Source organism: Paenibacillus sp. FSL K6-1558 (genome assembly GCF_038002565.1).
Classification (GTDB): domain Bacteria; phylum Bacillota; class Bacilli; order Paenibacillales; family Paenibacillaceae; genus Paenibacillus; species Paenibacillus polysaccharolyticus.
The window spans coordinates 5060403-5074947 of sequence record NZ_JBBOCV010000001.1; the positions used below are offsets into that span (position 1 = coordinate 5060403).

Consider the following 14545-nt stretch of genomic DNA (forward strand, 5'->3'; position numbering starts at 1 on the left):
TTATAAATGCCTAAAATAGGCTGAATAGTGTCGCTGGTGATCGTTAGAATCTGGAAACCGGAGATCGCCCACACTAGTGTGCATTTAAAACGAAACTTTCCCCATAGATAATATAGGTGAGAGAAACCTCGAGTTCATACGATCTTTCCAAGAGACACGCACCACTATTTTTGATAAAACTATGCCAGTTGGTTGATGCAGTCTTTAGTGTTATAGTTTTGACTGCGGGTGTATTTTACATATTAGGAGTACGATCAATATGCTACTTATTACTAGAAAATTAATAAATCGACTAAGCGAACCTTACAAAGAAGCAGATATGCTGGCCTGTTATGTTACGTCACAAGCGATTTCCTCAACGACATCTCGAGCTATATTGCTGATCAATCATGACGTGCTTAAAATTTTGTTCCTCAATTTATTTTCTTCCAAAGTTGTTCAAATGGTTCGAATACCACTTTCAGATCTGGAGCAACAGCGACTCAAATCCGGGGTTTCGTTGGCGTCGATATGGTCATTTCAGTCTCATGGTATTCATTATCGGTTTAGCATCATCAAAAAAATGCTTACTCTCGGCTCCTTGCAAGCAGAGTTTCTAGCGTTTGTTGAAGAACATGTTGTGAGAGCCTGACGATAAGTATAGAATCTTTTTGCTTATAACATGAAGCCGGCAAAGGTTATTTTATTATAAAAACAAATTCAAAAAGGCATATCCATTGTCCCAACTCGCTGCATCACAGCTAGTCTGACATAAAGGATATGCCTTTTACATTTCTATAACCGTTTGTGTTGATATTTATATTAAATCCAACATGATAGCTAAGTTTTATACCAAAGCTGAATATCTTATCTAAGCTTGAAGCACAGCTTCACTACCAAGACTTTCGTTTTCTACCGTGCGATGTTTCAGGAAATACGTCAATGTACCGACCAGACCGAGAACAGCGAAGATGCACAGAATGCCGATCTGATCCCAGGCAACGCCGAATTGTCCGCTGGAGATGACCGCTTTGTATCCCGTTACGGAGTACGTCATTGGTAGCCACGGGTTGAACACTTTCAGCCAGTTTGGAATGAGTTCCAGTGGGAACGTTCCCGCGCTGGTGGTGAGTTGGAAGATGAGCAGCAGGATGGCAATGAATCGTCCCGGATTTTCCAGCCAAGTGACCAATGCCTGAATGATGTACATGAAGCTCAGACTCGTCACAAAGCTGAACAAAAGGAATAACGGCACACTCTGTACCTTCAGGCCAAGTCCGTATAACACCAGCCCGGAAGCGAGCAAAGATTGAACGCCACTCATAATGGTGAAGGCAAGGGTTTTGCTGACAAATCGATTCCAGCCACTTGCGTCACTTACACTGCTGCCACGTGTTGGCACAACCAGCGTTGCAATCAACGCACCGACAAATAATCCGAGTGATAGAAAATAGGGCGAAAAACCTGTGCCGTAGTTGGGCACTTCGTTTAATTTGTGTTCATCGACATGAACAGGTTCGGCATACATCGTGACCAGTTCATCGGTCTTTTTGACACTGCTCGTTTGTTGCGCAGCATCGTTTAATTTGGTGGCGAGTTCACCGGAACCGTCCGTTAACTTGATCGTGCCTTCTTGTAGCTTACCAGCACCATCAGCCAGCTTATGAGAACCGTCCGTAAGGGTGGAAACTCCGCCCTCCAGCTGGCTTACTCCAGACAACAGCTTACTTGCACCAGTATTCAGTTGCTCTGATCCTGTTGCCAATTTGGCACTGCCAGCTGCGGCTTCGTTTAATTTGGCATTGAATTGGTTGAGTCCGGCACTGAGCTTTTCTTGTCCGCCGGATAACTGTGCAGCGCCTTGTACCAGCTGTTCTTCACCTTGAACCAACTGGCTACTGCCTTGATGCAATTGTTGCTGTGCAGCTTGCAGTTGCTGACTTCCGGCAACGAGTTGCTGTCCACCTTGATATACCTGCTCACTGCCAGCGGCAACGGCCTGACTAGCCGCGAGTAACTGTTGAACAGCGGGGCTGGCTGCCAGTTCGGGACTGGACTTTGCTAATTGAGCCAGACCTTGGGCGACCGTTTTGGCGCCTTCGCTGACTTTGCCGCTACCTTCCACGGAAGTTTGCAGTCCGGCGGTCAGCTTGGCACTGCCTTGTTCGGTAGCTGCGAGTCCGGCGTCCAGTTTGGACGCGCCTTCTTGCGCAGCTTGGATACCGGCATGCAGCTGTTTACTGCCAGCTGCAGCCTGCGTTGCGCCGTCACCCAGCTTGGTGCCGGCGGCAGCTAATTGTGCGAGACCACTGGATAATGTGCTCGCGCCGGAGTGAAGATCACCTGTGCCTTTGGCGAGGGTGGCTGTGCCTTCTTTTAACGAAACGGCGCCGGTTTGCAGCTTGCCTGCACCGTCAGCCAGTTTCGCCAGGTTTTCTTTTAACGTAGCCGCCCCTTCGTCCAGTTTGCTTGCTCCATCATGGATTTTACCTGCGCCATCTCCGGCATCCGCCAAACCGTCCGAGATTTTCTCGACCTTATCCAGCAGGGTTTCGGTATATGATTCAGTGACTTTGGCAGAGACTTTGGAGCGAATCTGTTTCACCGCCGTACCACCGATCTGACCCGCAAGGAAGTTGTACCCTTCGTTGGGCTCGTAAATCAATTCTGCCGGAGCCGGATGCTCATCCATCAGGGTGGTTGCTTTGGAGGAAAAGTCCTCCGGAATGACAATGGTCATGTAAAATTTGTTGTCCTTCATGCCTTGTTCTGCCTGGTCGCGGGTGACGAACTGCCAGTTGAAATCATCGCTTTTTTTCAGCTCATCGACCAGATTCTGACCGACTTCAAGCGATTTGTCATTGTAAACTGCACCCCGATCCGTGTTGACCACGGCGACAGGTAATTCATTCATTTTGCCATATGGGTCCCAGAAGGCGTTCAGGAACAGTCCGCTATATAACACGGGAATGAACAGCACCACGAGAATTGGAATAAATACTTTTGGTTTCTTAAAGGCGGATTTCAGATCCTGCCCAAATACACGAAATGATTTCATGATGTTCTCTCCCTATCTTACGCTTATCCCTTGTTTCTCTATTTAGTATGGTATGTGTGCGTCTGCGGGCGTCTCTCTAGTTGGGGGATAATCCATTTTTGAGAAAAAGACCTACAAACGCTTTGATCTGATCCTTGTGCAGGGTAGGATGCGCTTTATTCCAATCGGATGTTAGGCTGACGTATAACTTCAGTAGCACAAACGAGACCAGCTTGGGATCGTCGCTCCGAATCTGCTGTAACTCCATGGCCCGACTAACCTGACGCTCGAGATATTCGAGAATGGCCTTCTCTACTTTTTGCAGACCCTCTCTCGCTTGGGGTGTTCCGAAATCGTTGACCTCTTGGAAAAGCTTGATCAGCAGCTCGTGCTCCTCCCGATATTCTAGCAACGAGTCCATACTCTGATGCACGTTATCCAGAAAAGAGTTTTCTTCCTTCACCGTCTGCTCCGTAATCCGTTTCATGTCTGCAATAATCGAGCGCAGGATCTCATCAAACAATTCTTCTTTGTTCTCGAAAAAGGTATAGATCGTTCCTTTGCCCACATTGGCCAGTCTCGCCACTTGCTCCATCGTTGTGGCTTTGTAGCCAAACAGGGCAAAGGATTTCTCGGCAGAGTCCATCACCTGTTGCCTTCGATCTATCGTTTTCACGGCTATGCACCTCCTTGGGGTCTGACGTGTGTAATGGGTGAAGAGGGTAAAACACAAATTACAATTGACCAGTTTACTGTTTTGGTCAGTTGGTCGTTATCTAATGTAGCACTTGTGTATGGGGTTGGATGTGATCTATGTCATAGTTTGGGAAGTGAACGTTGTGATGATGGGGTGGGGAGAAGTTGGGAGAGTAGAGTAAGGTGCGAATGTGAAGCTCACATGAAAACCCCGGGGGATTCGCACCTTGAAAGTAGTGAAAATAGGGCATTTTGATGCCTTTTGGCAACAATATGCTGGAAAAAGATTGAATTCGCAGGCGGGAACACATAGAATAGTAGTGAAAAAACGTAGTTTTGTGATGTGTACGAACGTACTATATGTGTTTTTCGCTGTCTCACTCCGTATGGAGTGTGTGGATTGAAATCATAGGGGGGGAGTCGGTATCAAAATGAGCAATCGGCTACTCACTCGAGATTAGAAGTTTTGAAGATGTTATCCATATATCTACCGATGAGGAGTGTCAGGACATGTCCATACATCACATAGGTCAAGAGGTTACTTTTGCCGATATCAAAACGAGGTTGCCTCACGAGAGCTGGATGTATACACAGAATGAAGCACATGATGGTGAATTTGATGCCGAGGAAGTATGGCTGCATTCGGGTGATCTTCATATCAATGAGCTGTTGCTGGATGAGGGGCCTTTTTTAATTATGGTGGAGGGAAATCTGATCGTTGATCGTTATATTGGAAACACAGGATCGGACGCGGCTGCTTCTAACCTGGTTGTGCTTGGTGATCTTACAACGCCTTATATGCTCGTTGGAGGGCAGGAAATATATATTACAGGTAATCTTTATGTGGAGGATATGTTCTGGGGAGATTACAACCATGGAGAATTGACGGTGAGAGGCAACGTAGAAGGTGGGCTGCTAGTAAGTACAGAGCAATATAGAATTCAGATCCAAGGACAGCGGAAAGTGAAGCGTCAGCTTGAAGAGTGGGAGGATCTCGGACCATGGCAAGGCTTTGACATGCTGGAGTTATTTGTTCCTGAGTGTGTAATTGACGAAGATACAGAAGAGCCGTTTCCATGGCGAGAAGAGATGATAAAGAGGTTACAGCAGGGACAGCCTATCATTAAACGAGAGTATATTTATGCCGCAGAACTAGCGCCAGATGTACCGGATTGGTTCGAAAATCATAAGTTCACCGCTGAGAACATTGAGCGTCTTACTCACCCTTCATTATTACCTGTAAGAGAGCAGGGTGAGTTGCTGAACAGCTATGAGTTTTGGGTGGATGGACAGTTTTGCCGAGGTTCTGTCTACGGGGATGAGTATACGGAAGGCTATTTCCGGAGTCTGTATTTTCAAGACGACCAAGGCTGTGCATTGTTGCTCAAAATAGAGCCAGCAGGCCAAGCTTCAGGCTCTCTTAATGAACTTGCTGAGCAAGCGGGCACTCCTGTCTGGATGATCTCAGGCGCATATCGTTATGTGAACAGTGAGAACTCCGAATGGAGCGTATTTACGGAAGACTCACCTTCGGATATTCAGCAGTTAAGCAACCGTGGATGGGATACCTTGTTACAGTCTGTATCGAATTACCAGTATGTACGCACCTTGATTTCGCCGCAACGTATTCGTGATTTATTAGCGTTGCCTATCGCGGAGCCGTATGACGATTATTATGATGATGACCGGCATGGGTTGTGGATTGGAGACTTCTACTTTGCATTTCGACAAGCAGGTCAAATGTATAATGATGTTCCCCAGCCAGCTATGCTGCGTATTGGTAGAGAGTATACGGATACACAAGGGGAGACGAAGGTCGAGAAATACTTCTATACGCTACACCGGCATACGGACGGCACGGAAATTGTGTTAATTGAATACTCGGCTCAGGAGCAAGAGGATGAGGAAGAGCCATTGTTGCTTGAACTTCATTATGTAGGTGGTCCTAAATTACTACATGCCGTTCAATTGCTGGAACGAGGACGCAAAGAGCTGATGCAAGCGAATCAGGATTTGCTGGATGGGGAATTGCCCTATGCTGTTGAATCCTTTGCGAAGCGATATTGGAAGTCCAAAGGATACCTGTAATAAAAGAGCTACACCATAAAACAAGGCGCCTAGACAGGATATTGCACCTGACCGAGCGTCTCTGTTTGGAGTTCGTCGATTGAAATATGTGAACTTAAGTAAGTTGTTAAAAAATAAAAAAAAGATGCTCGTCTGAGCACCTACACACTGGGATAATTTAAAATGTACAGCCAATTTGTGGTGTCTATGAATTTCTCTTTTTCAGATGTAATCATGTTCGCAACGTTAATTATTGCGCTCCTGACATACATTGATCGAAAAAAGAAATAACCCGCCATAGGTTGGAGGCCTAGCGGGTTATTTCTTCACCTTACGAAGCACACTTGGAGGATTATCCATCGCAAATGCTGTACAGGAGTAGCCATTGGCTTGGCTACTCTTATTTTTCCTTACTTTCATTTTATTAAACATTCATGCGACATACAACCGATGTATACATATTTTTATTCTTTAACTTTAATAACGAAGCGCAATAGTACAATATTGATAGAGACTCAGAAAGGTGCTGACAATAACGATGAATAACGAGCAAACCAAGTCACTTATCGGCGCGACCTCTTTGGAAGAGTATGTGCAAAAGGGAAAGTTGCCGCAGTGTTTACCAGCAGATGTTCAGATCACATTGGAGAAGGTTAGAGCACAGGCGGATGAAGTGTGGAGTGTGGAAGCGGAAAAACTCGAAGTAATTAGCTTTGATTACGAAGGATACACGGTGAATATGACATTCCAGATGGACGGGACGTACTTGTTTGATAGTGTGGATGTTTGGGCCGAAGTAGGGAACAGCGTAGGAGTAGCGACAGAAATAGATGTAGAGTCAGATTCAGGTTCAGTAGAGTCTACTTTAGTTACTTCTAAATTAGCTGCAATGGAGACAGTAGAACGTATTCAACAATTTGCGGCAAATTTGGGAATGCAGCTGGAATGGTTCGAAATGGGTGATGAGCGAGTATGCCTGATGCCCAGCGCGGTGACGTTACACTATTTGAAGCAGCAAAATAGATGGAAGCTGGTTAAAATTGCGGGAGCTTACCGAAGCGTGGACGAAGTTAGGGCCGGCCTGAGCCGCATAGCTGATGCGGTGAATTAGTCTCGGACGAGTGCTAACGATCATAGGAGAGCTTATTTGGTCAGTTTATGACCTTTTCCAATTTTAACGATCACCACAGATGTTATTTGGAAGAAATACAGCAGAAAACGTCGGAAAACAAGGTGTTTGGAACAAATAAGGTTTCTGGTGATCGTTAGAATTCTATGAAGCAAAAAATCAGGCAAATAGCGTCTCCTGAGATCGTTAGAATTAACATCAATCAGAGCAAGCTAAAAAACCAAGGCATGAGTGCACAAACACTCATGCCTTGGTTGATGGTACTTCTATGGCGCATACCGCCTATGATCAGTACTTGGTGATTGCCTGCAATTCCTCACAATTTCTGCGGGTTCTTATGCAATACAATTCACAACGACCGCATAATCTGTACTTCTCTCCTCCGCGGTATGCCTGCCAAGCCAAACTTCTCAGCTTACGCTTCTTTTACCTTAAAGAACGAGATGAGTTCTTGCAATTGCTCGGATACTTCAGCTAATTCGTCGGATGCGCTGACGATGGCAGCCATGGAAGTTTCCTGTTCGGCGATGGAGTTCTCGATGAGTTTGCTGCTACTTGCTGCTTTGCTGACACTTGCAGACAGTTCGTCTGCCGTTGCGGACATTTCTTGTGTGCTTGCCGAGATTTCCTCGGTGGAGCTGGAGATATCCTGAATCTGGTTCGCTACTTTGTTGGTAGCGGTCAAGATATCTTCGAAGAAAACTCCCGTTTTCCGTGTAACGTTGAGGCCTTTTTGTACTTCTTCCGAACCCCGTTCCATTGCGTCTGCCGATTGTCCGATATCTCGCTGAATCTCATCGATCAACACACGAATCTGGGTTGCAGATTCTTGGGACTGCTCAGCCAGTTTACGTACTTCTCCAGCCACGACTGCGAAGCCTCGGCCTTCCTCCCCAACGCGTGCCGCTTCGATGGAAGCATTCAGGGCGAGCAGGTTGGTCTGTCCAGCGATATCCGTAATGATTCCGACAATGCTACTGATCTCATTGGAACGGTTCTCTAGAGATTGAATCGACGCATAAGTGTTCTGGACCGCACTTGAGATCAGGCCCATCTGGTCGATAACCTGTTGCATAATTTCATGTCCGTTGTTCGAGCGTTGCTCCATGCTGAGCGCTTCATCGGCAACTTCAGCCGAGCTTCCGGCAATGTTCTGTACTACGGTAGACATCTCGGTCATAGCGCGTGCACTTTCTACAGTTGCTTTGTCCTGAGAGACGAGACCAGTTGAGATTTCACGGATGTTGGTGCTGATCGATTGAATATTATCGTTGTTTTTCGCCGAAATATCCAGTAGTTCTTTCGACGAATTCGAGAGATGACGAGATGTATTTTTTACCTTGAACAGAGTCGTGTTGAAACGCTCGATCATCTCATTGAACTTGTCGTTAATGACTCCGAGATCATCTCGTCCTGTCCGAATCGTAACGTTCAGATTACCTGTGCTTACTTCCTCAATGCCTTGCATGAGGTCACGAATCGGGCGCATGGTTTTCTTCAGCATAATAAATTGCAGTACCATGAACAGAATCAGGAAACCGACCAGATACATCAGTCCGTACAACAGTAATTTATTCAGCCCATTGGGAACGGCACTTGCATCAACATCAAAGTACAGTGCTGCGTAGATGGAGCCGTCAGCCTTTTTGATTGGATACATCAGTGTTGTCCATGTTCCGAAATCATCGGTATAAAAATCACTAAACGCAGGTGCGCCGGTTGCATTCATATCATCGAGACCATGCTCAATCTGAGGAGATAACGGATAGTTTGTACCGGGCAGATACTTATCTTTCTCAAACGGTTCAACCAGACTGGTTGGAATCGCATAAATCGGAGCACTCTTTTCTTGATCCAGCTGTGAACCGAAAATGTAAGCTTGCGCGATATTGGGATTAAAGGTGTGGATGGAATCTAGATATTCCTTAAGCTTACTCTGATATGTATCGGAATAACTCTTCTCGGATGTGGCCTGTTCAACCTGACTTGTGTCCAGATCCTGAGACCATTTCAAGGTCGTAATCTCGGCTTGATCTTGCAATTGCTTGATTAATATACTTTTTTGCAACTGATAAGCTGCGGTGATCAGAATAATTCCAATCAGAGCGATGCTCCCGAATGAAATGATCAGATTTTTGGCGAAAAATGGAATGGTGCTCCAGCGAAGCTTTTTAAACAAGGTCATTCACTCCTCCTGTAAAATTAAAAAGGACTTCACCTGGACGTCGTATACGCTAGTGTTGCATTGCTTTCATGATGGATAGACATCTCCAATTACGATGAGATTTTCAATGTCGTTACAGATAAGAAGACTATAGTTGCTAATTATATTGTGTTTGTTCTTCACGTATATGAACTCCAGGTAAGTTCTACTCCTCAGTTATATCGTTATTTCGACATATTAATGTTAGATTTTTCAAACAAAATAGGACTTATGGACTGGAACTTTTGGATTATCTTCGTATTTTACGTAAGAAGTGTCATATTGTTATGAGTGTTCTCTCCTGATTTGAATTACGAAAATTTTATTTTCTAAACAAAGAGTTATCTGCACTTTTAGGACATGTGGCATGGAATCATCACTGCTAATCTCCCAGCCCCATGCATCTTTTGACACAATTACGGAGAATGCGTAAACGACTAGTTAATATTTCAGAAAAAAATGTGATAAAGGTCACAGTCAGGTTATAAAAAATGTGTATACCCACACCGATAAGTCTATATGTGAAATCTCTAAGCAGAACCCAATCTGCCAGAGATCAAGACAATTTATTCGTGAAAAGGATGGCTCACACACATGCGTAGCATGAGTATTGGTACTAAAATCAGTTTGATCGTGATCGGTATTTTCATTTTGTTCTCCTCGGCCGTAGCGGTCAGCGTTGTGATGGAGATGCGAAATGGCATTAAGACCTTCGCTACCGAAAAGGCGAAACGGGACCTCGAGATGGCGAATCACATTTTGTCATACAAATACCCGGGAGACTGGGCCATTAAAGATGGGCAGTTGTACAAAGGCGATGCATTGCTGGAAGAAAATTTTGATCTGGTGGACGAAATCGGCAACGCGTCAGGGGATACCGTGACCCTTTTTCGCGGAGATGAGCGAATCGCTACGAATGTAATGGTTGACGGGAAACGCGCCATAGGCACGAAAGTGTCCGAACAGGTGGCACAGACTGTTTTGCAGAAGGGTGAAAAGTATTTCGGGGAAGCTGTTGTTGTCGGACAGAAGACTCAAACTGCTTATGAACCCATTAAAAACGCATCAGGAGAGATCATCGGTATTTTCTATGTGGGTGCTTCTCAATCATTAATTGATGTGATTATCTCTTCGTTTCTTCGAACCTTTTTGATCGTCGTTGGTATTGCGATGTTGATTGCCATTGTATTGATTGTTTGGTACGTCCGGAGGGTGAGAGCCAGAATTAACCGGGTATCTCTTGCCATTAAACGTGCAGGAACGGGAGACTTCACACAGCCAGTGGTCGATCATGTTAGAGATGAGATTGGTATGCTAGGTGCAGGTTACAATGAAATGAGAAGTAGCTTGCAGGGCATTATTCAAGGCGGGCTGGACGCAGCGGATAAAGCAGGTCATTCCACGGGATTGCTGCTACAGATTGCGGAACAGACCGCAAGTGTGTCAGAACAGATTGCTGTCTCTGTGGAACAGGTCGCCCGAGGGGCCGTAAGTCAGACTGTAAGTACGGAAGAGAATCTGCAAGCGATGGAAGAGGTGGCTATCGGCGTACAGCGTATAGCAGATAGAGCTTCCAGCATTGCAGATGCCGCAGTGTACTCACGGGAGCAAGCGGACACTGGAGGACAAGCGGTACAGCTAACGGTGGAACAGATGGCAGCCATTGAAGCTTCCGTCAGTGCGACGGATGAAGTGATTCGTATGCTGGAGGAGAAGTCTGCTCAGATCGGTCAGATGGTATCTGCTATTCATGAGATTGCAGGCCAGACGAATCTGCTCGCGCTTAATGCTTCCATCGAGGCGGCAAGAGCGGGAGAGCAAGGTAGAGGTTTTGCCGTGGTATCTACCGAAGTGCGGAAGCTGGCTGAACAGGCTGGACAATCGTCGAGCCAGATTGAAGCGCTTGTCGGAGCGATGGAACAGGACATGTTGCATTCCTTGGCAGCGATGGCCAAAGTGAAGCAAGAAGTAAGCGAGGGTTTGCGACTTACAAAAGAAACCGAACAGAGCTTTACCCAGATTCGGGATACGAACCTGCGCATTGCAACAGAGATCGAAGATATGGCGGCGACCAGTGAAGAGATGTCGGCAGGTGTAGAGCAGATTGTGGCATCGGTGAACGAGATTGCACGTCATGCACAGACGGCCAGCACCAATTCTCAACATGCCGCCGGGTCTGCACAAGAGCAACTCAAATCTGTGGAGCAGATCAAGGAGTCCGCAGCGATGCTGTCTGACGTTTCGGCTGAACTGCAAGCATCCCTGAAACCTTTTAAGATATAACATGTAGCCTAGGCTTCTCCATAATCTTTCAACACGATCCACCTACAGATTGAAGTGAAATTGCATCAAGTCCACCTGCGGGTGGACTTTTATTTACTTTGGGCTGGTTATACTGTTCCTAGATGGAGCGGTAAGAAGAGACGTAATATGAAAGAAAGTGAGGAATGTAAGATGTTGAATATGGTGATTACAGGTTTGATTATTGTATTGTTATCGATGAGGGAAAAAGAGGTTAAGCTTGATCGCATGTGGATGCTGCCTGTGATTGTTGCGGTTGTAATCTTTTTCAATATATCTCAAGTACCTCTTACAGGGCTGACGTTGCTTTTTTATATTATGTTTCTGGTCATTGGTTGCGGTATAGGCTTGTGGCGTGCCTGGATGGAACGGTTGCGGGTGGATGCGTTGACTGGCAAAGTGATGTCTAAAGGTTCCATGGGCACAGCTATTGTACTTATCATCATTATGCTGGTTAAGCATTACATCAGTACACTGGATGTACATCACAGTGTGGTTGCTCTGAGCAGTGCATTGCTATTTATACCGCTCGGAAGTATTGCTGCTCGTCGGTTTATCATTTATTATCGGGTTCGTCACATGCAAGCTGCCAAGGTATAGTTTTCAACGTATAGTCAAGAAATTAAACTGGAATCCTTACGAGGAGTCATCTGATCAGGCTCGCTGGATCCAAAGTGATGCGAAAGGGAAACTTATGCAGAATCAAATGGTCACGTTGGATAACATGCGAAAATTTATAGCTGATCACACAGGGGATATGATTCTCAGTCTGTTGCTACTGTATAATCTGGTCAGCCCAATGGAATCATTCACCTGGCTCGGTTTGTGTGCAGGTCTCGTTATCCGTTTACCTTACTTTGTACTGGTCTGGACACCGAACTGGCTAAAAAAAGATCGGATTCGTACGATCATGATTGGTTTAACCTGGGCGGCTACGCTTCTCTATGCGGCATTGTTCCATGCAGAGTATCGTATTTTTGAGCTTACCTTTTATCTCATCGGATATGCTGCGTTGAATCTGCCTGTATTCCGTTCCTGGTGGCTGGGGTTAATCATTCTCGTGGGTAACGGGCTATTATTGTATGCTGCCGGAGTGGAGTTACATCTGATTTGGTTATATACGATGGCTTATATTGTTACGTACATTTTCTGCTGGGGAGCATGGATCAAACGGGAGAGCAGGAGAGAGAGCGAGCGTCATTATGCCGAATTACAGGCTGTACATGACGAATTGAGCCAGGCACATGATGAGCTTCAGCATACGCATGAAGAACTGGAGCGGGCAACCGTGCGTTTAATGCACTATGCGGTGCTTGAAGAGCGGGGACGAATATCGATGGATTTGCACGATAGTATCGGGAATCGTCTGACATCGGCTATTGTGCAACTTCAAGCTATTCCATATATGATGAAGGTGGACGCGACTGAAGCGGATAAAGCCATTGGCACCGTGCTGGATGTGGTGCGGCATAGCTTGCAGGAAGTGCGGACGGTGGCTCATCAGATGGGGAGCAGCGAAGCTGGGCTTGGGCTGGTTGCGCTGAACAGTCTGGTCAGTGAAGTACAGAAGCTAACCGATTGTTCCATTGAACTGCGCTACGCTGGGCCAAAGGAAGCATGGTCACAGGAGACGTCCGAACTACTGTACCGGATTCTACAGGAGGCGTTATCGAACATTATTCGTCATGCCCAAGCTACCCAAGTAAGCGTACATATCAAGGAACAGGAAGAGGATCTGTTCATGCAGGTAGAGGATAACGGCGTATTCATCCAGCAACAACTGCTTGTACCTGGTTTTGGTTTATCCAGTATGAAAGCAAGGTGTGAGAGGGTTGGAGGATCCATGACCATCGAAGCGATCCATCCGCACGGGATGAAGCTGACTGTCTGCATTCCGCATGGTGGCATAAAATCGACTTCAGGAGGTGGTGAGCTATGACAGAGAAATCAACCATTCGTGTGCTTCTAGTGGATGACCAGCATCTGGTCAGGCATGGGTTGCGTTTTATTATTAATGCCCAGCAAGATATGGAAGTGGTTGGTGAGGCAGGGAGTGGACATGAGGCGGTGAGGCTTGCGGCAGAGTTAAACCCCCACGTCGTGTTTATGGATGTGCAGATGGAGGACGGGGACGGACTGGAAGCCACACAGGCTTTACTGGATTTGCAGCCCGAATGCAAGGTCGTCATCTTAACGACGTTTGATCAAGAAGATTATGTATATCAGGGAATACGTGCCGGGGCCGTAGGTTATCTGCTGAAGGACGCCGCGCCGGAAGAACTGATTGATGCGGTCAGGGCGGCTTATCGCGGTGAAGCGATCTACAGAACCGCTGTTGCCGCGAAGGTGATCGGAATAGCAGTACGGTCACCCGGAACACCGGCCCAGGATGAAAAAAAAGCCAAAGAAGCCAAAGAAGCCAAAGAAGCTGTGAATTCAACCTTCGGACAGGAAACGAGAGAGCTCGCATCGCTCGCAGATGCCTTCACGGGACGTGAACTTGAAGTGTTACAACAGATGGCTTACGGTCTAAGGAATGAAGAGATTGCCCGAAAGTTGTTCATTGGCGAGAGCACCGTAAAGACGCATGTGCATCGCATTTTGCAGAAAATTCAGGTGGAGGATCGCACGCAGGCAGTGGTTTTTGCAATTCGAAACGGTTATGTAAAATAAGCATACAGATGTAGGACTACAAATAAAATAGAAATAGGCCCTGTACCGTTCAAGCGGTTCAGGGCCTTCTGCTTTTGTCGGATAGGTTGCTGTCTTTTCGTGGTTAACGTTCGGCCTTGTAATTCGTGTGATCCGTGTGTTTGGATGGATCAGCCGCACGCGCAGGACGTGAGTGAGCTTCGGTACGTTCAGTGCTCGTTTGCTGAGGCGAGTAGAAGTTAATGATGTCGTCAACCGTGGAAAATACAACGTGTTCATTGGATTTATAATGATCTGTTGGAATAAAAACCTCTTTTCTGTGATGGATATAAGTGTAAGGAAGGTGCTTATACGGATACTCCGATGACAGAATAACCTTTCTGTCCTCTCCGTTATTGTATAAACAGAAAATCCAAACTTATATAGGAATTGGTATTAACAAACAACAAAAAGTAAGTGTCGGTGGGCATAAATAAAGGGC

At 46.1% G+C, this 14545-nt stretch carries 11 protein-coding genes; 8 read left to right on the forward strand and 3 right to left on the reverse strand.

From position 1 onward, the window contains the following. Positions 1–259 precede the first annotated feature (259 nt). Positions 260–631, forward strand: coding sequence for a hypothetical protein (locus tag MHI38_RS21830; protein ID WP_154890697.1), 372 nt, complete (start codon positions 260–262; stop codon positions 629–631). Between the two features lie 219 nt (positions 632–850). Here the strand turns inward: MHI38_RS21830 and MHI38_RS21835 are convergent, their stop codons facing one another. Both MHI38_RS21835 and MHI38_RS21840 read right to left on the reverse strand, forming a co-directional pair. Then, entirely contained in the window at positions 851–3037 is a 2187-nt protein-coding gene (locus MHI38_RS21835; RefSeq protein ID WP_154890698.1) for a YhgE/Pip family protein, read from the reverse strand. Between the two features lie 76 nt (positions 3038–3113). After that, positions 3114–3692, reverse strand: a complete 579-nt coding sequence (locus tag MHI38_RS21840; protein WP_154890699.1) for a TetR/AcrR family transcriptional regulator — start codon at positions 3690–3692, stop codon at positions 3114–3116. A 530-nt stretch (positions 3693–4222) separates the two neighbouring features. On the opposite strand from MHI38_RS21840, the gene MHI38_RS21845 reads away from it, so the two are divergent. The 3 genes from MHI38_RS21845 to MHI38_RS21850 all read left to right on the forward strand — a co-directional run bounded on the left by MHI38_RS21845 (position 4223) and on the right by MHI38_RS21850 (position 6890). Then, entirely contained in the window at positions 4223–5800 is a 1578-nt protein-coding gene (locus MHI38_RS21845; protein ID WP_154890700.1) for a hypothetical protein, read from the forward strand. Positions 5801–5986: 186 nt separating this feature from the next. Continuing rightward, positions 5987–6070, forward strand: coding sequence for a putative holin-like toxin (locus MHI38_RS28800; RefSeq protein WP_353056751.1), 84 nt, complete (start codon positions 5987–5989; stop codon positions 6068–6070). A gap of 247 nt (positions 6071–6317) precedes the next feature. Further along, the gene (locus tag MHI38_RS21850; RefSeq protein ID WP_154890701.1) at positions 6318–6890 is read left to right on the forward strand and encodes a hypothetical protein; all 573 of its coding nucleotides are present in this window, start codon (positions 6318–6320) and stop codon (positions 6888–6890) included. A gap of 433 nt (positions 6891–7323) precedes the next feature. Here the strand turns inward: MHI38_RS21850 and MHI38_RS21855 are convergent, their stop codons facing one another. Continuing rightward, a complete protein-coding gene (locus tag MHI38_RS21855) occupies positions 7324–9093 on the reverse strand; it encodes a methyl-accepting chemotaxis protein (protein WP_154890702.1) in 1770 nt (589 codons plus the stop codon). A 612-nt stretch (positions 9094–9705) separates the two neighbouring features. Here MHI38_RS21855 and MHI38_RS21860 point away from each other — a divergent pair. From MHI38_RS21860 to MHI38_RS21875, 4 genes are all read left to right on the forward strand, one after another. Next, the gene (locus MHI38_RS21860) at positions 9706–11394 is read left to right on the forward strand and encodes a methyl-accepting chemotaxis protein (protein WP_154890703.1); all 1689 of its coding nucleotides are present in this window, start codon (positions 9706–9708) and stop codon (positions 11392–11394) included. Between the two features lie 147 nt (positions 11395–11541). Next, positions 11542–12012 (forward strand): hypothetical protein, encoded by a 471-nt coding sequence (locus MHI38_RS21865; RefSeq protein WP_221790723.1) that lies wholly within the window; start codon positions 11542–11544, stop codon positions 12010–12012. A 124-nt stretch (positions 12013–12136) separates the two neighbouring features. Next, positions 12137–13351, forward strand: a complete 1215-nt coding sequence (locus tag MHI38_RS21870) for a sensor histidine kinase (RefSeq protein ID WP_221790725.1) — start codon at positions 12137–12139, stop codon at positions 13349–13351. Beyond that, entirely contained in the window at positions 13348–14085 is a 738-nt protein-coding gene (locus tag MHI38_RS21875; RefSeq protein ID WP_154890706.1) for a response regulator, read from the forward strand. Before MHI38_RS21870 ends, MHI38_RS21875 begins: the two co-directional genes overlap by 4 nt. Positions 14086–14545 lie beyond the last annotated feature (460 nt).

What these genes read in the sequence shown, in the direction of transcription:
- MHI38_RS21855 (WP_154890702.1), bottom strand. Translation starts at nt 9,093, where the DNA reads ATGACCTTGTTTAAAAAGCTTCGCTGGAGCACCATTCCATTTTTCGCC.
- MHI38_RS21850 (WP_154890701.1), top strand. Translation starts at nt 6,318, where the DNA reads ATGAATAACGAGCAAACCAAGTCACTTATCGGCGCGACCTCTTTGGAA.
- MHI38_RS21835 (WP_154890698.1), bottom strand. Translation starts at nt 3,037, where the DNA reads ATGAAATCATTTCGTGTATTTGGGCAGGATCTGAAATCCGCCTTTAAG.
- MHI38_RS21865 (WP_221790723.1), top strand. Translation starts at nt 11,542, where the DNA reads ATGAAAGAAAGTGAGGAATGTAAGATGTTGAATATGGTGATTACAGGT.
- MHI38_RS28800 (WP_353056751.1), top strand. Translation starts at nt 5,987, where the DNA reads ATGAATTTCTCTTTTTCAGATGTAATCATGTTCGCAACGTTAATTATT.
- MHI38_RS21870 (WP_221790725.1), top strand. Translation starts at nt 12,137, where the DNA reads ATGCGAAAATTTATAGCTGATCACACAGGGGATATGATTCTCAGTCTG.
- MHI38_RS21875 (WP_154890706.1), top strand. Translation starts at nt 13,348, where the DNA reads ATGACAGAGAAATCAACCATTCGTGTGCTTCTAGTGGATGACCAGCAT.
- MHI38_RS21860 (WP_154890703.1), top strand. Translation starts at nt 9,706, where the DNA reads ATGCGTAGCATGAGTATTGGTACTAAAATCAGTTTGATCGTGATCGGT.
- MHI38_RS21845 (WP_154890700.1), top strand. Translation starts at nt 4,223, where the DNA reads ATGTCCATACATCACATAGGTCAAGAGGTTACTTTTGCCGATATCAAA.
- MHI38_RS21830 (WP_154890697.1), top strand. Translation starts at nt 260, where the DNA reads ATGCTACTTATTACTAGAAAATTAATAAATCGACTAAGCGAACCTTAC.